Source organism: Bradyrhizobium sp. Pha-3, from assembly GCF_042258615.1.
GTDB lineage: Bacteria > Pseudomonadota > Alphaproteobacteria > Rhizobiales > Xanthobacteraceae > Bradyrhizobium.
In genome coordinates this window covers 7,532,091-7,554,765 of sequence record NZ_CP170152.1, presented here as the reverse complement: position 1 = coordinate 7,554,765, position 22,675 = coordinate 7,532,091, and the positions used below count along the sequence as shown (strand labels likewise).

The following is a 22,675-nucleotide window of genomic DNA, read 5'->3' as shown; positions in this document are numbered from 1 at the left end:
GGAGAAGTCAGATGCAAGCATCGACCGCAGTCACGCCCACCACCGGCCATTGTGGCACAATTTTCGTTGCGATCGAACTCAGTCAGAAGACGTGGCTTGTGACGCTGCACAGCCCGGACCGGGATCGGATGTCGCGCCACAAGCTGCAAGGGGGCGATCACGCCGAACTGCTGGCGTTGATCGAACGAACCCGCACGCGGGTGGCGGAGAAGCTCGGATCGGTGCCACGTGTGGTGAGCTGCTATGAAGCGGGCTATGACGGCTTTTGGCTGCATCGGCTGGTGGAGGCGGCCGGCATTTTGAGCTTCGTGTTCGACCCCGCGAGCATTGCGGTGGAGCAGCGAGCGCAAAGACGGACCGGATCGACGGCGAGCTGCTGCTGCGCACCCTGATGGCCTATTTGCGGGGCGAGCCGCGGGTGGTCCGGATCGTGCGGGTGCCACGCGTGGAAGCGGAGGACGCCCGGCGCGCCAGCCGCGAACGCGACCGCCTGGTCACCGAGCAGACCGCCCACACCAACCGGATCAAAGCGTTGCTGCGTCTTCGGGGGATGGCGGTCGGCAATCCGCGGCAGCGCGACTGGCAGGCGAGCCGCTGCCGCCGCATCTTCTGGCCGAGATCAAGCGCGAGCACGCCCGGCTGATGCTGGTACGCGAGCAACTCGCGGCGCTGGAGCAGACCCAGGCTGCGGACGCTTCTCCGGCCGCTCCGACGCCGATGGTTGAGCGGCGGGATCAATTGCTGCGGCTCAAGGCGCTCGGCCCGGCCTTCACGGCAACGCTGGTGAACGAGCTGTTCTACAAGGACTTCCGCAACCGGCGCGAGGTCGCCAGCTATTGCGGCTTGACGCCCAGTCCCTGGAAGAGCGGCGGCATCGATCGCGAGCAAGGCATCAGCAAGCCGGCAATCGGCGCGCCCGCCACAAGGCGATCGAACTGGCCTGGCTGTGGCTTCGCCACCAGGGCGACAGCGCGCTCAGCCGCTGGTTCCGCACCCGCACCGCCGACGCCGGCAAGCGCGCCAAACGCATCGCCATCGTCGCGCTGGCGCGCAAGCTGATCGTGGCGCTGTGGCGCTACCTCACCACCGGCCTCGTTCCCGAGCAGGCAATGATCAAGGCGTAAAACCAACCACTCCACCACGCGTCGCGGCTTGGCCGCGCTCCGTGCGGGATGGATGATGACCGTGCCATCCTAGGGCTTCAACCGCCATTTCGTAGATGGGTCTCATCCTCGCCAGGCTTCCTCGCCGCAAGCATGCGGAAGCTGGGTACGGATCAATCAATCCGACCGGATATGAGGTGATGCAGTGAGCTGCAGCAATCTTCGGAAGCCAATCCCTGCCCAGAGCTCGGTCGTCGCGCTGCGCTACGCATGGCTCCGCGCGCCGCCCTCTTGCCGTCAAACACCAACCCAAACCTCTCGAAGAGGCTTGACTCGCAAATCCCCATATGAGGATGAACGTGCTTCATTCCGGACCGTGACGGCATCGTCAGCTTTTGACGCCCTGCGCACTGCAGCAAGGGGTCTCCGGCCGGGTTAAAGCTGACGACGCCGTTGGTGCCGAGACCCAGGCCGGGCCGAGAACAGTTTCATCAGTCGATCAAAACACTGTCCTATTCGATCGGCGAGCACTGACGAGCAGGACCACTTGGCACGCTGGTGGATTGGTGACTCTGCTCCGGCAACAGCAGGTTCGGTGCGGCTTGCAGTCCACACGGCTGATTTGTTTCGTTTATGGCATCTGCATGCTATTTTTTGCAGTGCGACGTCACGCTTTAGAGAAATCCCGCTCATACTTCGCGATAATAAGGAGGGGGCGCTCGCCGGAAGTCTTGACCGCAAGGCTTAACACGTAACCCGATGTCACTGGAGTAGACGCAATGAGCCGATCGCGAGTCGTTCCGATAGCGGAATACCTATGTGGGCTTAATATTCGACACAGGCTTCAAACTGTCTGCGGATGTAGTCTCGCTCCTGTGGTCGGCGGCCGACTTGCTGGTATCTCGCTGGAGTGACGCGAGATCGTGATCCGGCATTTCCCAAACGACCGCTGAAGATTAGCTCTGCCAAGGTATGAGCCGAGCTGGAGGTCGGTCGATACCGAAGGCGTGGAACGCGCCGTAGTGTCGTAGCAAATCTACATTGAACCACCATTGATCAGGAGATGTCTCTATGTCCCTTTCTTTCGATCCGAAGTCACTTAGCTTGCCTATCGGCCACCACATCGGCGGCGAATACTTAAGCGGACGAGGCGAAAGTACTCGGACGCTCGCGGAAATCCCGCTGGCCAACGCGGGCATGGTCAACCACGCGGTGGAGACGTCGAAGGCAGCGCTCGCTTCCTCTGGATGGGGATTGCAGCGCCCGCGCGAGCGGCTCCGCGCCCTTCATGCCTGTGCCCACCTGATCGAAGCCAAGGCGGAAACGCTGGCCCAGATCGAGGCAGTCTCGTCGTCCCGTCTAATTTCCGAAGCCTTGCCCCGCGACGTGATGATCGCCGCCGAGCAGATTCGCTTCTTCGCTGAATTCGCCGATAAGGAAGGCGGTGATCTCGTTCCCACAGCCGACAACCAGATGGGCTTCATCGCTTCCGAACCCTATGGCGTCGTCGGAGCGGTCACCGCTTGGAACGTGCCCATTAGCCGGATGGAAGCTTGGGCCGGCTCTCGCCGCTGGGAATGCCGTAGTGCTCAAGCCTTCCGAAATGACGCCCTTCTCGACCCTCTATTTGGCAGAACTCGCCGTACGAGCGGGACTGCCTGCCGGCCTAGTGAACGTTGTCCTGGGCGACGGGCCGGGAACCGGCGCGGCGCTGGTCGCCCATCCCGACATTGCCAAGGTGTCGTTCACCGGCTCAACCCGGGCGGGCGTCGCGATCATGGAGAATGCCGCGCGCAACGGCATCAAGCCGGTCACGCCCGAACTCGGAGGCAAGTCGCCGCAGGTGGTCTTTGCCGATGCCGATCTAGGTGTTTAGTCCCAGCATTTGCTGGAGCGGGTTGAGTTTGAATCGTTCTGGCTGGGAAGTCCAGCATTGGCAGATGTGTTCGTAAGGCGTGAGGCCGTTCAGGGTCTTCAAGCGCCGAGCGTAGTTGTAGGCGGTGATGAAGTCGGCAAGGTGAGCTTCGAGCTGATCGTGTCGATCATAGTGGTAGCGTTGGACGGTCGCTTCCTTGATCGTGCGGTTCATGCGCTCGACCTGGCCATTGGTCCAGGGATGCTTGATCTTGGTCAGCCGATGTTCGATACCATTCTCTTGGTAGCGCATATCGAACATATGTGTCACGTATCTTGCCGTCGCGCCGTCCGCGTAGCGCAGCGGGAACGTGAACTGGATCCCATTGTCGGTGAGAACCGTGTGGATCTTGTAGGGGACAGCCGCGATCAGAGCTTCGAGGAAGGCCGAGGCGGAGGTCCTTCCCGTCTTCCTGACCAGTTGCACGAAGGCAAACTTGCTGGTGCGATCGATCGCGACGTAGAGGTAGAGCTTGCCTTCAGCGGTCTGGAGCTCAGCGATGTCAATGTGGAAATAGCCGATCGGATAAGCCTTGAACTTTTTCTTCGAAGGCTTGCTGCCTTCGACCTCTGGCAATCGGCTGATGCCGTGGCGCTGGAGACAGCGATGCAGGGATGACCGCGTCAGATGCGGGATGGTCGGCTGCAGGGCATAGAGGCAATCGTCGAGCGGCAGTAGAGTATGCCGCCGGAAGGCGACGACGATCGCCTCCTCCTCGATGGAAAGGATTGTCGACTTAGCTTCCCTGGGGCCTGTCGAACGATCGGCGACGGTCTCGCGCTGCTTCCACTTCGCGACAGTCTTCTGGTTGATCCCGTAGCGCTTGGCGAGTGCTCTCAGGCTCTCTTGACTATTTTGTATTGCTCGACGGACTGCCTCCGTCGTGGTGCCGCAGCCGTGTAAAACTTGTCCCATAGCGCATCCTTCGAATCGTGCGACAAGAATGCACCATCAAAGCTTGGGACTAAACAGCTAGAGCTTCCCGCGCGCTGCATCACGCGCACCATCCTCGCAAATGCGGGGCAGGGATGCGTGGCCGGTTCGAGGGTCATCGTCGCGCGTCAGGTGACCAATGAATTGGTCTCCCGGGTTAAAGCGCTGATGCAGAATATCTCCCCTGGCCCGACCTGGGATGAAGCAAGCAGCTATTCGCCGATCATTTCCGAAAAGCAGCTCGCCCTGATCGACTTGATCGTTTCAGCCGCGCGGGAGCGGGGGGCCGAAGTTGTCTGCGGCGGCGGACGCATTAACTGCGTCGGCAGCTTCTACCAGCCGACGATGCTGATCGGCGTCGACCAGGCCTCACCCGCGATCACAGAAGAGATTTTTGGCCCGGTACTCACGCTGCAAAGCTTCGACGGCGAGGACGAGGCGACCGAACTCGCCAAGCATCCGACCTACGGCTTGTGCGCTGGGCTCTTCACCAAGGACTTGTCGCGCGCCATGCGAATTGCCAAGAAGCTTGAGGCCGGAACCGTATGGGTCAACCGCTATGGCCGATCTCGCGACCATATCCTCCCGACTGGCGGCTGGAAATCCTCGGGCATCGGCAAGGATCTAGGGCGCGAGGCTTACCTCGCCAACCGCCGCACCAAGTCCGTCCTGATCGATCTCTGAGCACTGAGGAACTGTCTTCTGACTTCGGCCTGTCACGATCCTTACTCTCGCGACGACGAATCTTGCGCCCGTCAGTTATGGGCCTTCGAGGCGCAACTGACATTTCATTTACGAACAGGAACAGATCATGCCTCCAGGTGTTGGAAGACGCGGCTGGTTGCGGGCGACAGCTCGGCAATTCGCCTTCGGCGGACTCTTCTGGAAATATGTATCCGCCGCTCATCCGCGTGCCGGCTCAGCCGGAAATTGAGTAGAGCCAGCAAGATACCGGCGTCTGCCCAGCCTGCGACAGCGCACGCATCCCCATGTTCAGAGCAGCTTTCGACTGCGGGTAAGCATAGTTTGCCGTCCCTGACGGTGCTGACAGATCGCAATGCGTGATCAGCATCGTCCGTCGAATACAAGATCAGAGATTGGGGTTTCGCACTACAAACCCCGGTCACCTCACGCAATGTTTGATAATCGTAACACTTTCGCCAATGCGAAGATCTCGAGTCGCGGTATTACGTGTATTTCGACTAAGCTGAGGCCTGACGCAGCTGTGGTAGGCTGGGCCGTTCATGAACCTTGGTCAATCTGCCGCAGCTCGCGGATGTGTCTGGTGGCGCGGCGCATACTCCAGTATGACGCTTCGGCGGTGGATCCCCGGCGTTCGCCTGTGGTCGTAAAACTCGCCTAATCCGACATGGCCGCTGGCCTAGAGTATGCGACGCGGCGCGCCAGCTGGCCCCCTGCTGATTCCGCTCGATGCGCCCACGATTTCGAAGTGATCTCGCCCACCCCGTGATCCCACCCGATTGAGCCGCGCATATGCGCCCCGTGCTTGAGGTGGCGGGCATTTTCCGCCGCCACGGCGCTGTGTTCCGTGCCGCGCAGGGCTCTCGGCTCTCGTCCGACCAGAGCCGTGTGATGGTGGCCGTCCAAGGGTGCCGCACAGCGGCGCGACGACTGCGGCCTGGTTCGCGTCGCGACCGGTACTATCCAAAGTGCCAAGCGCTCGTGCGCGATCGCCAGGCCGACCTGCTGCCGGTCCCCCATTTCCATGTCGTCTTCACTGTGCCGGCGCCGCCCATGGCAGCGGTCGCGCTGCAGAACAAGGCGGTGATCTACGGCATCCTGCTCAAGCGGGCAGCCGAGATAATCCGTCTCATCAGCGCCGATCCGAAGCATCTCGGTTCCGAGACCGGGATGATCGCCATTCTTCATACGTGGGGCCAGACCCTGACGCATCACCCGCATGCCCATTGCCTCGCGCCAGGCGGCGGGAGCGCCCCTGATGGAAGCTCGGTTCATTGTCGCCCCAGCTTCTTCCTTCCCGTTCGCATCCTGTCACGATGTATCGTCGGCTATTCCTGGAGCGCCTGCAGGCGGCGGTCGACGAGACCAAACTCCGGTTCTTCGGCCACCTCGCGCACCTCGTCGAACCAGCGGCATTCCGTCGCCATCTGAACGCCGTCGGCAAGATCGAGTGGGTCGTCTACGCCAAGCGTCCCTTCGGCGGGCCAGAGCAGGTTCTGGCCTATCTCGGGCACCACACTCATCGCGTTGCGATCGCCTATAGGCGGCTTCTTACCTGTGAGCAGGGCCACGTCCACTTCCGGTGAAGGATTATCGCGCTGGCAACAAATCCAAAGTGAGGACGCTCGACACTGAGGGGTTTCTGCTCCCTATTGCCGAAGGGTTCCGCCGCATCCGTCATTTTGGCTTCCTGGTGAACGCCTGCCGTGTCGCCAAACTCGCGCGCGCCCGAGCGGCGCTTGAGGCGCCAGTGCCGCCTCCGCGTGCCGAAGCTATCGACTATCGCGAGCGCTACACCATCCTCACTGGTCACCGCCTCGACTTGTGCACCGTCTGCGGAGGGCCGCAGGGTCGAGATTGGGCTTGTGCCGCGCTCGCAAACACCTCACTGCGACCACATCATGATCGACCAACTTAACTTGATCGCTCCCGTTACATACATCGCCATGCCGACCGTTTCCGTCGGACCGGTCAAACACGCCCACAACACCGGCGAACGTGCCGGAGTCGGCCGCCCATGCGTAATGGGCGGCCCGCCGCTATCGACGGCGACATCCTTTGCTGCCAACATCAGCGACAATCTACGGCCCCGGTCGCCCGCGGGCCTAGTATCGGATCAACCGCACCTACTGACGCCTAGATCGAGCGCCCATAGGTCCGTGCCCATAAGATGCGGCTTCGTTCAACCCGGCTTCAAATAGGTCCCGCGCCGAACTTGCGGTGAGATCTGTGACGCGGGACCTATCTGAACCCTCCAGGATTCCGATTTGATGCCGCCAGCCATTCCGAGATGATCTCGCCCACCATTCCGGGATGATGTCGCCCCGGGGTGATGAGGCCTCTTCTGGCTCCGCTACGGTCCCGCCTATCTTGTAGGGGACCGCCGCGATCAGAGCTTCGAGTAAGGCCGAGGCCGAGGTCCTTCCGGTCTTCCTGACCAGTTGAAGGCAAACAAACTTGCTGGTGCGATCGCATGGCTCGCGCCAATAACGCCAACCTTGCATCAGGCGTACGCTGTTCAACAACAGCTCATCGTCTGTGCAATCACGAACTGCTGAGCCAACTAGCGCGTGGCGAGACTTAACACGATTTTGAATGATAGGGTCGCGGCCGCGCGTAAGGTCGCCGCGAACATCGCGTCAAGTACCGATAACGACATAAGCGCGAAGGACTCAAGCGTAATCGCGTGAGCAAGACGCGAGTCAACGCGATCACTAAATGGAAGAGGGCTCGAAGAAAATGAAGAGGGTGGCGGGCGCAGATGCGAATGCAATATCACCTACTCCGTGGGCGCCGCTTAGAAACCCAACCTTCCGTTCGATCTGGCTCGCCGCGCAGGTTTCCAGCCTCGGCACCCTGATCCAGACGGTTGCTATGGGCTGGCTAATGGCGACGATTTCGAATTCCGATCTGATGGTTGCACTGGTTCAGGCGTCATCGACGCTGCCGGCATTCTTTTTATCGGTATTTGCGGGAGCCATCGCCGATAATTTCAACCGTCGCAGAGTTATGCTCGCCGCTCAGTGTCTGATGGCGATTGCATCTGCCATGCTGACTGCTATCATAGCGCTGGGCTTTGTCGATCCGTGGATCATCCTTGGCTTCAGCTTCTTGGTTGGATGCGGCGCCGCTTTCAACAATCCCGCCTGGCAGGCGTCCGTGGGTGACATAGTAGACAGACGCGATCTTCCAGCCGCCGTCACGCTCCTTTCTGTCGGGTTCAATACCGTCCGGAGTGTAGGCCCGGCGCTCGGCGGCGTCCTGGTTGCATCGTTTGGACTTCTGACAGCTTTCGCCCTGAACACGTTTAGCTATCTGGCGCCGCTGGGCGCTACCTGGTGCTGCAAATCGAAAGTCCGCTCTTCACTTCTCCCGCCCGAGTCGATGACCACAGCGATCTATGACGGGGTGCTCTTCACCGCAATGTCTTCGGAAATCAACGCAGCCATCGCACGTGGAACCCTCTTTGGCTTGGCTAGCATTTCCACACTCGCGCTGCTCCCCCTCGTGGTTCGCGATCAGTTGAAGGGAGGACCGATCGCATACGGCATTCTGATGGCTGGCTTCGGGACCGGCGCCTTTTTGGCCGGCGTCTCCAACAGCCTGTTCAGACAGATCCTATCGCAACAGCGGCTCATAGAGCTCGCATGCATCGCCTACGCCGCTTGCTCCGTAGGCTTGGCTCTCAACCCTCCGCTCGTAATAGCGACAACCGCACTAGCCTGGGGAAGCGGGGCTGGGTGACGGCCTGGTCAGGGCTTGGCGTCAGTGTGCAATTGGCGAGCCCACGGTGGATCGTGGGTCGCACGCTCTCGATTTATTATGCCTTGACGTACGGCGGCGTCGCCGCCGGCAGTTGGGTTTGGGGGACAGTGGCCCAGACATGCTCTGTGACTTGGGCGCTGGCGGGCTCTGCCGGAGGTCTGTTGCTGGTCGATGCGGCCGGATTCCTGTTGCCTGTCCGCGAGCGTCAAGAATCAGACCTCGACCCTTTGGAGGGATTCAACGCGCCGGCACTCGCCCTCGATCTGAACCCGAGAAGCGGACCTGTCGTTGTTAAGATCGAATATCTAATACCGGAGAGAAACGTCGAGACTTTCCTTAGATTCATGTGCGAACGACGGCAGCTTCAGAGCCGGGTCGGTGCTCGCCATTGGACCCTCCTGCGCAACCTTCAAGAGCCCTCGCAATGGACAGAGACATTCAGCACGCCAACCTGGACGGATTACCTTCGCCTAAACCATCGCCTCACGACAGCAGATAAGGAACTGGACACACGTCTCCTCGAATTGCACGCTGGAAAGCTGCCTCCGCAAATGAGACTCTTCATCAAGCGACCGACAGGCCCGGCTCGCAAGCCCGATCAATTGACGCCCCTTATCTCCCATCCGTAATTCTGCGCAAATAATCAATGCATCTGTCACACAAGACCCAAGCGGTTTCGGCGCGCTTTATGGCCTGATCTCCACCCATGGTGGTGGTAATATTTCGCAGTGATACTGTCGGAATCGCCGAGCCCGTCGGCAGCAGTCGAATATCCCGCGCAGCTTTTTCGGAGGGCGGGACGCGTGACCACCGATAGGACCACGCGTCTCACTGTTTCTTCGACCTCAAGTTCGGACGTCGAAGTATACTTTCTGATCGGGCTCGGTGCCTGATGCGGCATGATTGTACTGTATGCGTTCATGCATACCCCAGCTCGGCTGGGTGTACCTTGCGGTGCGGGAGAATTCCGAACGCGTTCAATTCCTCGGGTATCCTCCCGGCTGCCTATGACCAAGGAAGAGATGATTGCAGCCTGATTAGTATGTTCGGCGGCGGATTCCGCCATTCGCCTTGGCCCGCTTGCCGCGCGGCCTGGATGCAGCAGGCGCTCAAATCAATGGAAAATGCTCTCATCTTTGCAGGAGTCCTGCAATCCAGAGCCGATTTACGCGGTCTTTTCGCGTCGAACCGCTTTAAGGTATTACGGCGAGGCCCACTCTAATCACCTTGCTGATGCGCATGACACGGGTCCGACGCCCTCTCGCTGCAAGAGCGAGCCCTGCTCGGGGCCTTCTTCTCGAACCCTCCCGGGAACGCGATTTTGGCGCCAGAGAGGTGAACTTATTTTCGCGTTGGGAGGAAAGCATGAAGCTCACGCGCGGAGCCGCGCTTGTACAACCGGTTCAGCGAGCTGGCCAATTTCCCTAGCGGATCGGCCGTCGCGGTCGTAATGTTGGGTGTTTGCCTGCTGGTGATCTACGCCGTTTCGCGGCTGACCAGCAACCGCTGGGAGCGCGCCGTTCGATGAAGCGCCTCGCCGACAATGTGTTGAACCTCATGGTGGTGTGCCTGTCCATCGCCACCATAGCGTTCCTCGTTACGCCGCTGCTCATCGCTGCCGTCATGTCCTTCGATTCGCGGGAATTCCTTGGGCCGTTTCCCCCACCCGGGCTATCCCTGCAATGGTACGTGGGCTTCTTCTCGGACGCCTATTACCTGAAAGGCGTGCAGGTCAGCCTGATCCTGGCGCTGGGGGCAACCGCGCTGTCGACCTTGGTCGGCGTCACGGCGGCGTTCATGCTCGACCGCTACTCTTTTCCCGGCAAGGAGACGCTGCCTGCCTTCTTTCTGTCGCCCCTTGTCGTGCCCCATGTCATCATCGGCTTCTCACTTCTGCTCTTCTTTTCCACGATCGGCGTCTTTGATGGGCTGATCCGCCTGGTCGGTGGTCATCTGATCATCACAGTGCCCTATGTTATCCGAACGACTCTCGCAAGTCCGGTAGGAATCAGGAAATCGCTCACAGAGGTGGCTCTAAGCTTGGGTGCCACGGAGCGGCGCGCCTTTTGGAAAGTAACGGTGCCCTTAACAAAGACCGGTATTGCTGCAGGCGCCGTCTTCGCTTTCGCCTACTCAATGGATGATGTCTCGGTCAGCCTATTCCTGACGGGCCCGAACTTCTACACGCTGCCCGTGGCCATGACAAACATGATGCGCTCGCAATTCGACCTGCGCATCGCCGCGGCGGCCGTTTGCCTCATCGCTCTCACCATCGCGCTGATTTGGGTCCTAGTTCGCATCGTGGGCCTGGACAAAGTGATCGGACAAGGCATTTATCACAAGTAGGGCCCTATGACCGTATTGGAGCTCAGCACCGTTTCGAAATGCTTTGGCCAAGAGTTGGCCGTGGACAACATCTCTTTTCAGGTCGAGGAGGGACGCATCGTCTCCGTTCTCGGGCCAAGCGGCTGCGGTAAGACCACGACGCTGCGCCTCGTCGCGGGCTTTGAGGTACCAGATGGCGGAGACATCCTCATCCGCGGCGAGAGCGTGCGCAAGAAACGCCCCTACGAGCGCAATGTGGGACTGGTCTTTCAGGATTACGCACTTTTCCCTCACATGAGCGTGGAAGCAAACATCGCATTCGGCCTGCGCGAGCGCGGCGTTCCTCCCTCCGAGTTCCCGGCGCGAATCCGCTCCGTCCTCGATCTCGTGAAGATGCCCGGCTATGAGAAGCGCAGCCCGCACCAGCTGAGCGGCGGCCAGCAGCAACGGGTGGCGCTGGCTCGCGCACTCATAACCCAGCCCTCCCTCCTCCTTCTGGACGAGCCGCTCTCCAACCTAGACGCTAAGCTGCGAGAATCACTGAGAGTTGAGCTGAGGCAGATCCTTACCTCAGCGCGCATCACCACCATCATCGTGACGCATGACCAGTCGAAGGCCATGAGCCTCGCGGACCACATCATTGTCATGAGCAAGGGCCGGATCATGCAGCAGGGGTCGGCCGAGCAGATCTATAGCACGCCCGCGAACAAATTCGTTGCCGATTTCATAGGACAGTCGAATTGGTTCACGGGCCGGCTTGACGGCGGCCGGTTCGTAACTCAGGACGGGCTGTCCATCGTAATTGCAGGCAAGGTCCCCGGCGGTGCCGTGGAGCTTGGCATCCGGCCCGAGCGCATCGCCGTGCGGACAAAGGGCGCCACCGCCGCGGTCGGCGTGAACGCGCTCGAGGGCGTGGTCGAGAAGTCGGAATATCTTGGCTCGACCATCCACCACTGGGTTCGTCTCGCCAATGGCCACAGATTCCATGCCGTCGTGCAAAACAACGGCCACTGCTTCGCGCGAGACGGCGAAAGCGTCCGGGTGGAAATTCGTCCGGAGGACTGCCTCCTGCTTGCGCTGGAGGCCTAAAAAAAGGGGCGGCTCCCCGTCAATGCCCGCCCCTGCGTGACGCGAGGCGCGCTAAAGTTTCGGCGCGATGTCCCCGCTCGAACTTCTTCACCCATGTGTCCAGTTGCGTGGACATATAAGCCCAGTCCGGCAGATAGGCGAATTTGTCGAGCTCCTGTGGCGTGAACTGGATGGGGGCGGCGTTCGCGCCCGGCTTCACCTTTTGGTTGGCGGGAATGCGGTCGATGTCCTGGTTGAAGAGCTCGGAGTTTCCCTTGCTCACGGTGAAATTGGCGAACTCCATGGCGGCCTTCTTGTTCTTCGAGCTCGCCATGACCACCCATCCGGTGACACTAAGGATCGCCTTCAGCGAAGCGTCCACCCTCGTCAGCGCCTTGATGGGCACCCTTTTGGCGAGGGGAACCAGGGCACCGTGCGACATATAGGTGATGCAGGTCTCGCCCGTGGTCATCGAATTCGTATTCTCGACGCCCGACTGATAGAGGCGGCCGATATTACCGGACTTGGCCAACTCCTCGAGGAACTTCCAGCCCGGATCCATATTGAATTCGTTTCCGCCGCGTGCCAAGGCCAGCGTCACCGTGTGCACGTTCATGTTCATGGTCGTCACGGGCCAGCAGATTTGCCCCTTCAGCCTGGGATTCAGTAGATCCTCGATGGTCCTGATCTCAATGGGGCAGCGATCGGTGCGCACTGCGAAGTAGCCGCCTTGCACCGAGCGTGGGATACTCTTGATGTTGCCCTTGTCGTCCTTGGTCAGGAACTGCTCGGGCACGTCTGCCAAGTTCGGTACGTCCGCCAAGGCGACCGTCTCTGCCCACCCCTCCTTGGTCATTGACTGAAAGACGGGCGACCAGTTGTCTATCAGGTCAAAAGGCGAGTTGGGCCACGTGGCCTTGATCTTGCCGATGATGGCGGCGGACCGAGGATCGGCGAGATCAACGGTTTCGTCTTCCCAAGGCCAAAGAGGCCGGCTGCGCTGCGGCCGACTCCACCGCCGAGATGAGAACCAGGATGATCTGCATTGGACGCCAACGCTGCGGCCGCGCTTCATTGTATGGACATGGCGGGTGGAGCGCAGACCGTCATCGACCGAACTGTTGGATATCTGAAGGATCGACATCAGTTCGGTCGGCCCGTAGCTTCCAAGCAGCGCAGCACCACGTCGTCAATATGCACACTCGCCGCGTCAGCCGACCATCACCACCCCCTTGCCCACGACCTTGCGGTTGGCGAGGTGGGTGGTGGACTCGGCGGCGCGGTCGTCGAGGCGGATGCATTGGCGCGTGTCTTCATGGCGGGCAGGTTTGAATGCGGCTTCGTCGCGTGCGCCCAGACCGCTCCAACGATCGCTTATGGCGCGATAGACCAAATCTGAGCAGAACTTCGGCCAAAACAGAGCTTTAATAAAGAGAATTCGGCTTTGAGGTGGGCCTATGCTTTGTCCATGACATCATCGATCCACGCTCTTTCGGAGCCCTCGCCCTCGAACGGGAGCTGGGCCGCTTCGCCGCCAAGCCGGAACCTCATCCACCGTATCGAAACCGCCTGACCGCGCCAGCTGCTGGGCGGGGGCTGTGCCTGCCAGTTTCATCTGCGACCGAGGGAAAACGATGACGAATTTCGACCGACAGATTACGCAGTGGGTCGAGCAGACGCCGTTCATGGACACCCATGAGCATCTGATCGAGGAAAGCCTGCGCCTCTCCGGCGCGCTCGATGCGCGGCTCCTGCCGTGCGACGACTGGGCCTATCTGTTCGCGTCCTATGTTGCCCACGATCTGGTGGTTGCAGGCATGCCGGATGCCGAGCTGCGAAACTTCCTCGGGCCGGATCTTTCGAGCGAGGCAAAATACCGGCTGGTCGCACCCTACTGGGACCGCGTTCGCCACACCGGCTATGCCCAGGCGCTGCGCCATACGTTTCGCGGTCTTTACGGTGAAAACGACCTGACTGCAGAGAGTCTGCCGCGCATCGCCGAAAAATACCGCGAGACCGTGCGCCCCGGCTTCTACGCCACCATCCTGCGTCGTGCGAACATCGAGAGGTGCCAAGTCAATTCTGTGCAGCGCATCTTTATGGAAACCGAGCAGCCGGAACTACTCGCGCAGGATCTCGACATCACCAACTTCAGCCGGTGCGGCGCTGTTGACTTCACCCGCGTGGAGAACGAAACAGGTAAACAGCCGACGACGCTGGAGGCATGGCTCGATGCTATCGACTTCTATTTCGCCACGTACGGCCCCAGAGCCGTGGCGGTGAAATGCTGGATCGCCTATTCGCGCTCGCTCGATTTCTCGCCGGTGGCTGAAGCGCATGCGTCGCAGCTGTTTTTACGGCATGCCGGTAAGATCGGCAGCACCTCTGCCCTCTGCTCCGAGGACCTCAAGGCGCTGCAGGATTTTCTGTTCCGCTACTGCGTCGACAAGGCTGGTGAGTGCGGCCTGCCCGTCAAGCTGCACACGGGCTATCTGTCCGGTCGTGGCGTGATGCAACTAGCCCGTATTCGCGACAACGCCGCCGATCTTTGTCGCCTCCTGCAGGACTTCCCCGACACACGGTTCGTTCTGATGCATATCGGCTACCCGTACGAGAAAGAGTTTATCGCGCTGGCCAAACACTATCCGAACGCGGCGATCGACATGTGCTGGGCATGGATTCTCAACCCGGCGGCGAGCGTCCGCTTCCTGAAGGAGTTTCTGCTGGCGGTTCCGGCCAATAACATTTTCACCTTCGGTGGCGATTATGCCGCGGTCGAGCCAATCTATGGCCACGCCTGCATCGCGCGCCGTGGCATCGCGCAGGCACTCTCGGAACTAGTCGCCGAAGGCTGGATCGCCCTCGAGGAATCCCCCGAACTCATTGAACGGGTCATGCGCGGCAACGCACGTCGCTTCTTTCCAAATGTGTGAGGAGTACATGCGGTGCTTCGATAAGATGCGGAAACGGACGCGACGCCAGCGTACCCCTGCAAGGGCGCCAGCGACGGACAAGAGCGCAGGAAGATGAGGCTTTTTGACTTAAATGTCGACGGGTTCGCTGCCGGCTGCGGCGTGTCGATACCCTTTCTTTACTTTCCATAACGTCGAAAATGGGCTCGCGCGATCGCCCGGTCTTGACAGTCCGTCATGTCCGCAATCACGCGCCGGCGAGGAGGGCTCGTCTTAGCGATCGGGGTCTCGTGTCTTGAGAGGGAGCGCGACAAACATCCTCTCAGACAGGACACCTCAGGTGACCAGGCTTGTCCTCCACTGACGCCGCGGGTTCGTTGTCTGCCGGGCATGTTCCAGCGCTGCCGCCGCGAGGCGGGGTCTTAAGGAGCGTGGAGCATCGAAGATGCTGGCCGATGAACAAGAACCGGATAAGAGGCGCCAGTGTCGGGCGAGCGGGCAACACATCGAAATCCATATCCATTCCTGCAGATATTGCTGACATAAAAGGCGCGGGCGGAAATCAGGAATCTGTCAGTCGAAAGACAAGCCCTCAACCGATGATGTTTGGCGGGCTGCCCGGGCCGCTCTAGCATGATCGGTGCGGATCATGGGCGAAGAACTCCGCCGGGCCGAAATAGTGGACCGCGCCGATGACCCCCCAGCATGGACCTCCACGCCAACCCTTTCCAGGACCGCGGGCGGGCCAGTGGCGCCCACTCCTCGGGGGACAAAAGGGCTTCAGACTGACGTGGACGGCGATAGCCGTGGTGGCGATTGTCTCACAAACGCCCCTGCGCCGGAACGGCTGTCACCGCGTCAGCCCACCATCACCACCACCTTGCCCACGGCCTTGCGGCTGGCTAGGTGCGCGATGGACTCGGCGGCGCGGTCGAGGGGGAAGTGCTCGGAGACGTACGGCCTGATCTTGCCGGCGGCGTAGAAGTCCAGCAGCTCTTTGACGTTCTTTTGGTGCGCCGCCGGGTCGCGCTCCATTGCGCTACCCGACCGGACCCCGACGATCTCGCTGCCCTTGAGCAGAGGTAGGTTTAACGGCACGCGTGGAATGCCGGCCGGAAAGCCGATCACCAGGAGGCGGCCCTGCCAAGCTATCGAGCGCAGCGCCGCCTCGGTGTAGTCGCCGCCGACGCCGTCGTAGACGAGGTCGATGCCATTTGGGCCCACCGCTTGCTTGAAGAGTTTGGCGAGCGCCTTCCGGCCGTCGCGGTCGAAGGGCCCGGGGGGATAGACGACGGCCGACTCGGCGCCACGCGCGAGGGCCTGGTCGACCTTCTCCTGCGACGAGGCCGCTGCGATCACTCGCCCGCCCATGGCCCTGCTGAGCTCCACTGCCGCCAGACCGACCCCGCCGCCCGCGCCGAGCACCAGCAGGCTCTCGCCCGGCTCCATGCAGCCACGGTCCTTCAGGGCGTAGTAGGAGGTGCCGTAAGCCAAGATGAAGGCCGCCGCCTCGTCGAAGGGCATGGCGTCGGGGATCCGAATCAGCCGTCCGGCCTCCACGGCTATCTCCTCGGCCATCCCGCCCCAGTCGGTGATGCCCAGCACCCGATCACCCCGCTTCACATTGACGACGCCCTCGCCGATCTCCTTGACCACACCGGAGATTTCGCCGCCCGGGGCGAAAGGGCGCTGCGGCTTGACTTGGTACCGGTCCTCGATGAACAGCACGTCGGGATAGTTGACGCCCACCGCGTTAACCTCGATCACCGCAAAGCCGGGCTTGGCCTTCGGGCTCGGCAGATCTTCCAGCACCAGGGTCTCCGGCCCTCCGGCATCTCTGCTGAGCAGCGCCTTCATTGATCGCCTCCAGGGTCTGTTCAGAATTGCAGGTGGCGGGCGCCGGGGGAGGGCGGCTCTTCCGGCGGTCCTGCGAAACATTGAGCGATCGCCATCCACCGCGTCGCCCCATTGCCTTTGACCACAAGCTTCGTATCGGCCAAGCTTCGGCTCTGCACAACCACTTGGCAGAATTCGACGGCCTAACCTTCGACGGAGGAATGAGCATCGGACGCACTCCAGGTCCAAATCGCGCCCGACGGCGCCACAAGACGCACAAAGGGTTTTTCCGCCGGCGGTTCGAGCTCGCGATTGGCGAAGCAGAAGCCGAGTGTGTTAACGCCGAGCACGGCGATGCCTTTGATGCGGTCGTGTTCTTCGCGGATTTTCCCCAGCCGATCGTACACGGCCTGGCCGTGCGCCCATGTTTCCATGAGCCGTGCGCTGACGCAGGAGCGAACGCTCATACGCACTTTGCCCCAAGCCACGCGCTTGCTGCTATCGAGTTCGGCATAGCGCCGCACGACTTCGCCCGTAAATTCACGCCAATGCCGAAGCAGGGCTTGGCCCTTAAGGCCGCCCAGCCGTTGCGCTGTGAGGGTGGTCAGCGGCACGTCCTGCGCAACAGCTTCGCGATAGGGCGCATTGAACGCAGCATAGGCATCGTCGCCGTCGAGCGTGGCCACTGCCGCCTGGTCTCCTTGATGAAGATGACCGAGGACGTCATCGATCGTCCAGTTCTTGAATAATGTTTTGTAGGCGAACGCGTCGTCGGGAAGAGGCGCAAGGAGCGCGTGGAGCGGGTCGCATTTGTCGCGAAAATCGTAAGCTTCGGCAAGCAACTCATCCTCCGTTCAGGTGAGCGCGCCAGCTTCTTTCAATGCCGAGATCCGCTCGGGCGGATAACCTAGTAGCTCGCGCAGAACGTAATCATTGTCGCGGCCGATGGCGGGGGCGCTGCGGTCGTAGCATGCAGGCGTATCCGAAAGCCGGTAACGGGCGGACTCGACCACGGTTTCGCCCATCGACGGATGGGGCAGACGAATGAATTGACCTCGCGCTAGCAATTGGGGATCAGATACGAAATCTGCAGGCGAGGCCACGACATGTGCAGGGATGCCCTGTGCCTGCAAGTCCCGTTCGATGTCGTCTTCGTGTTGGCGTCGTGTCCAATCCGCGATGATAGCTTCCAACGCATCTTCGTTTGCTTTGCGCGCGGCGAGCGTGGCGAAGCGAGAATCTTGTGCCAAGTATGGTTGGCCCAAGAGCGCAGCCAGCCGGGTCCATTCCGCATCATTGCGCGCTACGATAGCCACCCAGCGATGCTCGCCTTGCGCCGGGAACACGCCATGCGGCGCAAAGGCGAGGTCGCGATTGCCAAGCGCCTCGGCAATCTGTCCGCTCTCGCAATAATGGGCGATCTGCGGCGCAAGAAATTGGATGCCCGATTCGGTTTGTGCTATATCGATCAGCGTCCCCTGACCGGTACGCCTCCTATGGTCAAGCGCCGCCAGCAGCATGAAGAGCGAAAAGCGCGGCGCCACACAATCGGTGTACGCACTGAATGGCCCAATGGGAAGCTCGCCTGGCTTTCCGGCCAATACTTGAAAACCCGAAAAGGCTGCGCCGACGCTGCCGAAACCGGCAATATTCGCATAGGGACCGGTTTGTCCCATGAGCGACGTGCTCAGCATGATTATGCCGGGATTGAGCGCTCGGAGGGTCTCGTAATCGAGACCAAACCGCGCCATCTGCCCAGGAGAAAAGGATTCGATCACCACATCGGCCCAGGTTGCGAACTCGCGTGCGACGGGGCGCGCCTCCTCCCGTGAAAGATCGAGAGCAAGGCCCAGCTTTCCAGCGTTGCAATTCTCAAACGTGGCGGATTGCTCCGTGTCGCGCTTGCCGTTGGGGAAGGGGCCAAAATAGCGCGCGAAATCTGCCCGCTTAGCCGACTCGACGCGAACGACGGTGGCGCCGAAATCGGCGAGCGTCCGTCCGACCATGGGCCCTGCAAACGACCAGGCGAAATCGAGCACTTTCAGTCCCTCGAGCACGCGCATCAGACGATCCCCTCTTGTTTCAGCTGCGCAAGCTCCTCCGGCGCGAGTCCGAGGAAATCCTCATAGACCGCGTCATTGTGTTCGCCCAAGCGTGGCGCGGGCCTCGTAGCGGCGTGGCTCGGTATGGAAGTCAGTCCAAAGCGGCCTGGCAGCGTGCGCGGCCGACCGTTCTCATCGATCATCTCGAAAAGACCACGCACACTGAAATGCTTGCTTTCGCGCACTTCGGCAACCGTAAGACCCGGAGCCATCGGAAGTCTTTCGGCGAGGACAATCTCTATGATTTCGCGTTTGGTATAGCGGGCAAGGCTGGCTGCGACGGCCGCGCGCGCCTCTTCGACCTGCTCCTCGCTCACCTGACCGCTTTCGATCAATTTCGGTAGTTGGATCCAATCCCATTGGGCCACGCCTGAAGGCACCGCGCCCTGGCGGCGCATCCAGTCGAAGAGTTGGTTAGTGAAACGGCCGTCAACCGGTCCCATGCCAATATGCATCTGCACGAACCCGTCTTTCACCAGCCATTTGAGACGCAGTTTGCGCTTGCCGACCGAATGGGGCTCGTCCGTCTGCGACGGCGAGTCGATCGAGAAATTCTTATGCCCGAGGGCCGCCGACATGTTGGATGAAAGCGTGGTCAGCGCCACGCTTTGCTGTGCGGAGACGTCTACATGCTGGCCTCTCCCCGTCCGGTTGCGGGCGAAAAGGGCGAGAAGCGCACCCGAGGCCGCATCGGCGCCGGCATGCAGATAGGCTTGCGGCGCGCTGATCCTATATGGCGTGCCACAATGATCGCGATTGGGCCAAAGCGGTCCGGCCGCCCCCCATACGATCAGCTCGCTGTCGGCGTATTGGGCTTTCGGACCATCCGATCCGAATGGCGTGATGGTGACGTGCACGAGGCGCGGATTGATGTTTTTCAGAGTCTTGAAGCGAAGCTCGGGATGAAGCGTGGGCCCCTGGCTTTCGAATAGCACATCGGCCTTGGCAACAAGCCGGTGCAAGAGCGAGCGCCCCTCGGCGCGATCGAGCGCGCACGTGATGCTGCGCTTTCCAGACGCATAGGCAGACCAATAAAGCGAATTCTCACCCGGCGGCGCATCTTGCGCGAAGGGCGGAACATTGCGGGCCGACGAGCCCCCCTGCGGTTCAATCTGAATGACATCTGCGCCGAGCCGACCCAGCATCCAACCCGCAAGCAGGCCGCGTTCGTCGGTGAGATCCAGGACGTGATAGGGCGCAAGAAAGCCCGCCCTTTTCTGCTCCATTATCCTTTCCCTCATGAGCGTCCTATGATTCCGCGACGGGGGCGCCGTCTGGATGATGTGCCATTTCCAACCGCGCTATGGTAACGCGGCAGCATTCCCGCGGGAATGTCAGCGCGAAGGCCGTGCGTTGCAAGTGCTAATGGCTATGGCTATAGCAAGTTTAAAATTATAAGGAATATTGACGCTCAAACGCCAAGAAAGTTGGCCCTGAGTTGCAGAAATTCTGCAAGTAAGCTGCAGTTTGTACTGATTTCGACGCCGAACCATCCACAAGGCCGGCCCCGGGGCATGGTTTGTTGTCCCATCGTTCCAAGCCCGCGAAACCTTCGAGACTGACAACAGTCGCGCTGAGCTTCGTGCTGTTACCGGGCCGGACAACGGCCGCATGTGGGATGTCAGCGCTACTCCTTTGGCGCTCGTTGCCGGGGCCTTGACCGCCGAGTTTCCCATCGACGTTTTTCAAGGTGGCGCCGGAACATCCACGAACATGAACATTAACGAGGTCATCGCAAACGGAGGGCTCGAGCACCTAGGATTTCCTCGTGGTCGCTACGACGTTGTCCATCCGAACGATGATGTCAATCTTTCTCAGTCAACGAATGACGTCTATCCAACCGCGATTCGGCTTGCCGTTGTATTGGCGCATCGGTCTTTAGGCTGAGAGCTCCGCGAGCTTGCGGATGAGCTGGAGCGAAAAGGGTCGGAGTTCGCAAGCGTCGTAAAGTTAGGCCACACACAGTTGCAGGACGCTGTTCCAATGACTCTGGGCCAAGAATTTACTGCTTTTGCGACGACAATGCGGCACTCGGCCGTCACCCGCAGGCAAGAGCTTCGGAGTTTCCTCCACCTCAGTAGCGACGATCTGCACCGGCGCAAAGGAAGGTACAACCTGCTCTGATGTCCGTGCTTGTCGACGCCAGGTAAAAACTAGGCGCTGCTACCCCGTTGCGACGCGCAACCTCCGTCACCTTCGCGCCCGGCGCCAACGTCTCTTCGACAATCCGCACCTTGTCATCCTGCGACCAGCGCCGCCGCCGCTCCAGCCCGCCCAAAACCTCGACCCGCATCGCCTGATGACCTTAAGTCTAGCAGACCGTGTGAAAAGTCCGAGGTATTTCCGACCCGCGTTGGCTTGCGCTCGCTTCAGCAAATATTTGATGATCTGACCGACGAACGCAGTCCTTACCGTTCAGGAGAACTGCATGAAGCCGCATTTTCGTGCTACCGCTCGAATTTCACGCACGCACGGCTGCCAGAAGTGCTTTCGTGCCAAGGATATTGAGCGCTCTTCGGAGATTGTAGACGAGCGCCGTTAAGCTGAACTCGGCGCGCACGTTTTCGAGGCCGCGCATAAGAAAGGCGCCCTGGTTCATCGACTGCTTGATCGTGCCGAAAGGGTGTTCGACAATCTCGCGGCGCCGGTTAAGGATTTCTGGCTTCTCCGACACACGCTCCGCCATGCGGTCGAGTACGCCTTCGTTGTCAAGACGCGAGATGTGGCGAATATTCCTTGTACAGCGTGAGCGCAGGGGACACGCGCGGCACGCCTTTGGATTTCCGTATTCGATCTTCTTCAGTTCGCGCAGTCGGCTTTCACGTATCCGTTTCAGCGTCTGCCCGGCCGGACAGATGTAGGTGTCGCTCACACTATCGTAGCGGAACTCGTCCTTGCGAAAGAATCCATTCTTCACTGCCGCCCCTCGCTGCGGCCGCGGCATGTAGGGCGTCAGAGCTGCCCGCTCACACGCCTCAATGTCCTCTATCTTGTAATAGCCTTTGTCGGCAACGATGTTGAGTTTTTCGACATCAAGTATAGCTCGCGCGGGCTCGGCGGTTCGTTGCAAAAGACCCATGTCCAGGACATCGTTTGATACCGCCTGTTCGACGATCATCTTGTTCTTTGCATCCACCGCGATCTGAACATTGTAACCGACGCCCACTTTGGTATGCGCGGCCATGGCGCGGCTGTCAGGATCGGTCATCGATACTTGATCATCGCCGCTCCTCTCCAGGATCTTCAAATAAGCTGCATATTCCGCGCGCTTTCTCTTGAGGGCCTCGATCTTCTCAGCAAGATTCCTAGTGCGCGCCCCCGCCATCGCGTGCTCGATCTCATCGTCTGTGTCGAGCCGTGCTAGATAGTCATCAAGCTTCTTGTCGGCGGCGGCGATGAATTTATCTAGTGATGCCTTCGTAAAGTTCCTATCCTTGTTGTTGACGGCCTTGATGCGCGTGCCATCTATCGCTAGGAGCTCTCGCCCGAAGAGATCGAGACGTCGGCATAAGACCGTGAACTCGCGGAAAACCGACTTGAACGCGGCACGGTTGTCGCTCCTGAAATCAGCGATGGTCTTAAAATCCGGCTTGAGAGTTCGTAATAACCAAATTACTTCCATGTTCCGACGGCATTCGGCTTCCAGCCGTCGGCTCGAACGAACACGATTGAGATAGCCGTAAATATAAAGCTTCAGCAGGTCACCCGGATCGTAACCCGGTCGTCCTATGACCTTCGCCTCCACCCGCGCAAAGCCTAAACTCTTGAGATCAAGCCCATCGACAAAGGCATCAATAAAGCGGACCGGATTCTCGACGTCGACGTAATCGTCGATCGCCTCAGGCAAAAGCAGCAGCTGCGAGCGATCCGAGCCAGAAATGTGTGCCATGCGCGATTCTAACGCAACGGCCCTGTCATTGGAATCCGCCTCAGGGACTTTTCACACGGTCTGCTAAACTTAAGGTCACACGCTTCCGAATTACCACGCGTCACGCAAGACGGCGCCCGTCGGAT

The 22,675-nt window shown here is 60.3% G+C and carries 13 protein-coding genes and 7 pseudogenes; 11 read left to right on the top strand and 9 right to left on the bottom strand.

Translation table 11 applies throughout. The features are described from left to right. The first annotated feature begins 11 nt into the window (after positions 1–11). Positions 12–1,124: pseudogene (locus ACE10Z_RS35395) on the top strand (IS110 family transposase). Positions 1,125–2,174: 1,050 nt separating this feature from the next. Then, a pseudogene (locus tag ACE10Z_RS35390) lies at positions 2,175–2,970 on the top strand (aldehyde dehydrogenase family protein); the annotation flags it as partial. On the opposite strand, the gene ACE10Z_RS35385 reads toward ACE10Z_RS35390, so the two are convergent. After that, positions 2,968–3,933: an IS481 family transposase gene (locus ACE10Z_RS35385; RefSeq protein WP_375784887.1), complete on the bottom strand. Its 966-nt coding sequence runs from the start codon at positions 3,931–3,933 to the stop codon at positions 2,968–2,970. The pseudogene ACE10Z_RS35390 and the gene ACE10Z_RS35385 overlap by 3 nt on opposite strands. Positions 3,934–3,990: 57 nt before the next feature. Here ACE10Z_RS35385 and ACE10Z_RS35380 point away from each other — a divergent pair. Further along, positions 3,991–4,635 (top strand): annotated as a pseudogene (locus tag ACE10Z_RS35380) (aldehyde dehydrogenase family protein); the annotation flags it as partial. 810 nt (positions 4,636–5,445) lie between these two features. Then, a pseudogene (locus ACE10Z_RS35375) lies at positions 5,446–6,239 on the top strand (transposase). Positions 6,240–7,019: 780 nt separating this feature from the next. Here ACE10Z_RS35375 and ACE10Z_RS35370 read toward each other — a convergent pair. Continuing rightward, positions 7,020–7,127 (bottom strand): annotated as a pseudogene (locus ACE10Z_RS35370) (IS481 family transposase); the annotation flags it as partial. A 265-nt stretch (positions 7,128–7,392) separates the two neighbouring features. On the opposite strand from ACE10Z_RS35370, the pseudogene ACE10Z_RS35365 reads away from it, so the two are divergent. The 4 genes and pseudogenes from ACE10Z_RS35365 (at position 7,393) to ACE10Z_RS35350 (ending at position 11,832) form a co-directional block, all read left to right on the top strand. Continuing rightward, positions 7,393–9,047 (top strand): annotated as a pseudogene (locus ACE10Z_RS35365) (MFS transporter). Between the two features lie 761 nt (positions 9,048–9,808). Beyond that, complete coding sequence (locus ACE10Z_RS35360) at positions 9,809–9,946, top strand: hypothetical protein (protein ID WP_375784886.1); 138 nt, start codon at positions 9,809–9,811, stop codon at positions 9,944–9,946. Then, the gene (locus ACE10Z_RS35355; protein ID WP_375784885.1) at positions 9,943–10,764 is read left to right on the top strand and encodes an ABC transporter permease; all 822 of its coding nucleotides are present in this window, start codon (positions 9,943–9,945) and stop codon (positions 10,762–10,764) included. Before ACE10Z_RS35360 ends, ACE10Z_RS35355 begins: the two co-directional genes overlap by 4 nt. A gap of 60 nt (positions 10,765–10,824) precedes the next feature. Further along, complete coding sequence (locus tag ACE10Z_RS35350; RefSeq protein WP_375784884.1) at positions 10,825–11,832, top strand: ABC transporter ATP-binding protein; 1,008 nt, start codon at positions 10,825–10,827, stop codon at positions 11,830–11,832. A 19-nt stretch (positions 11,833–11,851) separates the two neighbouring features. On the opposite strand, the gene ACE10Z_RS35345 is transcribed toward ACE10Z_RS35350, so the two are convergent. Further along, a complete protein-coding gene (locus tag ACE10Z_RS35345) occupies positions 11,852–12,955 on the bottom strand; it encodes a PotD/PotF family extracellular solute-binding protein (RefSeq protein ID WP_375784883.1) in 1,104 nt (367 codons plus the stop codon). Between ACE10Z_RS35345 and ACE10Z_RS35340 the strand changes: the two genes are divergently transcribed. Together ACE10Z_RS35340 and ACE10Z_RS35335 are read left to right on the top strand one after the other, a co-directional pair. Then, entirely contained in the window at positions 12,890–13,210 is a 321-nt protein-coding gene (locus ACE10Z_RS35340; RefSeq protein ID WP_375784882.1) for a hypothetical protein, read from the top strand. The two genes, ACE10Z_RS35345 and ACE10Z_RS35340, sit on opposite strands and share 66 nt — an antisense overlap. Positions 13,211–13,445: 235 nt before the next feature. Beyond that, positions 13,446–14,744, top strand: a complete 1,299-nt coding sequence (locus ACE10Z_RS35335) for an amidohydrolase family protein (protein ID WP_375784881.1) — start codon at positions 13,446–13,448, stop codon at positions 14,742–14,744. 837 nt (positions 14,745–15,581) lie between these two features. On the opposite strand, the gene ACE10Z_RS35330 is transcribed toward ACE10Z_RS35335, so the two are convergent. The 4 genes from ACE10Z_RS35330 to ACE10Z_RS35315 form a co-directional block, all read right to left on the bottom strand. Continuing rightward, on the bottom strand, positions 15,582–16,580 hold the full coding sequence (locus ACE10Z_RS35330) for an NADPH:quinone oxidoreductase family protein (protein ID WP_375784880.1): 999 nt from the start codon (positions 16,578–16,580) through the stop codon (positions 15,582–15,584). 182 nt (positions 16,581–16,762) lie between these two features. Beyond that, entirely contained in the window at positions 16,763–17,401 is a 639-nt protein-coding gene (locus tag ACE10Z_RS35325) for a maleylpyruvate isomerase N-terminal domain-containing protein (RefSeq protein WP_375784879.1), read from the bottom strand. A 12-nt stretch (positions 17,402–17,413) separates the two neighbouring features. Continuing rightward, positions 17,414–18,622 carry a CaiB/BaiF CoA transferase family protein gene (locus ACE10Z_RS35320; RefSeq protein WP_375784878.1) on the bottom strand — a complete coding sequence of 403 codons (1,209 nt, stop codon included), beginning with the start codon at positions 18,620–18,622 and terminating at the stop codon, positions 17,414–17,416. Then, positions 18,622–19,887 (bottom strand): CoA transferase, encoded by a 1,266-nt coding sequence (locus ACE10Z_RS35315; protein WP_375784877.1) that lies wholly within the window; start codon positions 19,885–19,887, stop codon positions 18,622–18,624. The genes ACE10Z_RS35320 and ACE10Z_RS35315 overlap by 1 nt, the downstream gene beginning before the upstream one ends. Positions 19,888–20,302: 415 nt before the next feature. On the opposite strand from ACE10Z_RS35315, the pseudogene ACE10Z_RS35310 reads away from it, so the two are divergent. Then, positions 20,303–20,689, top strand: a pseudogene (locus ACE10Z_RS35310) (lyase family protein); the annotation flags it as partial. A gap of 46 nt (positions 20,690–20,735) precedes the next feature. Here the strand turns inward: ACE10Z_RS35310 and ACE10Z_RS35305 are convergent. Next, positions 20,736–20,954 (bottom strand): transposase, encoded by a 219-nt coding sequence (locus ACE10Z_RS35305; protein WP_375784869.1) that lies wholly within the window; start codon positions 20,952–20,954, stop codon positions 20,736–20,738. 168 nt (positions 20,955–21,122) lie between these two features. Beyond that, positions 21,123–22,550, bottom strand: coding sequence for an IS1182 family transposase (locus ACE10Z_RS35300; protein ID WP_375784876.1), 1,428 nt, complete (start codon positions 22,548–22,550; stop codon positions 21,123–21,125). Positions 22,551–22,675 lie beyond the last annotated feature (125 nt).

What these genes read in the sequence shown, in the direction of transcription:
- ACE10Z_RS35330 (WP_375784880.1), bottom strand. Translation starts at nt 16,580, where the DNA reads ATGAAGGCGCTGCTCAGCAGAGATGCCGGAGGGCCGGAGACCCTGGTG.
- ACE10Z_RS35300 (WP_375784876.1), bottom strand. Translation starts at nt 22,550, where the DNA reads ATGGCACACATTTCTGGCTCGGATCGCTCGCAGCTGCTGCTTTTGCCT.
- ACE10Z_RS35385 (WP_375784887.1), bottom strand. Translation starts at nt 3,933, where the DNA reads ATGGGACAAGTTTTACACGGCTGCGGCACCACGACGGAGGCAGTCCGT.
- ACE10Z_RS35305 (WP_375784869.1), bottom strand. Translation starts at nt 20,954, where the DNA reads ATGCGGGTCGAGGTTTTGGGCGGGCTGGAGCGGCGGCGGCGCTGGTCG.
- ACE10Z_RS35345 (WP_375784883.1), bottom strand. Translation starts at nt 12,955, where the DNA reads ATGTCGATCCTTCAGATATCCAACAGTTCGGTCGATGACGGTCTGCGC.
- ACE10Z_RS35335 (WP_375784881.1), top strand. Translation starts at nt 13,446, where the DNA reads ATGACGAATTTCGACCGACAGATTACGCAGTGGGTCGAGCAGACGCCG.
- ACE10Z_RS35340 (WP_375784882.1), top strand. Translation starts at nt 12,890, where the DNA reads ATGGACATGGCGGGTGGAGCGCAGACCGTCATCGACCGAACTGTTGGA.
- ACE10Z_RS35315 (WP_375784877.1), bottom strand. Translation starts at nt 19,887, where the DNA reads ATGGAGCAGAAAAGGGCGGGCTTTCTTGCGCCCTATCACGTCCTGGAT.
- ACE10Z_RS35355 (WP_375784885.1), top strand. Translation starts at nt 9,943, where the DNA reads ATGAAGCGCCTCGCCGACAATGTGTTGAACCTCATGGTGGTGTGCCTG.
- ACE10Z_RS35320 (WP_375784878.1), bottom strand. Translation starts at nt 18,622, where the DNA reads ATGCGCGTGCTCGAGGGACTGAAAGTGCTCGATTTCGCCTGGTCGTTT.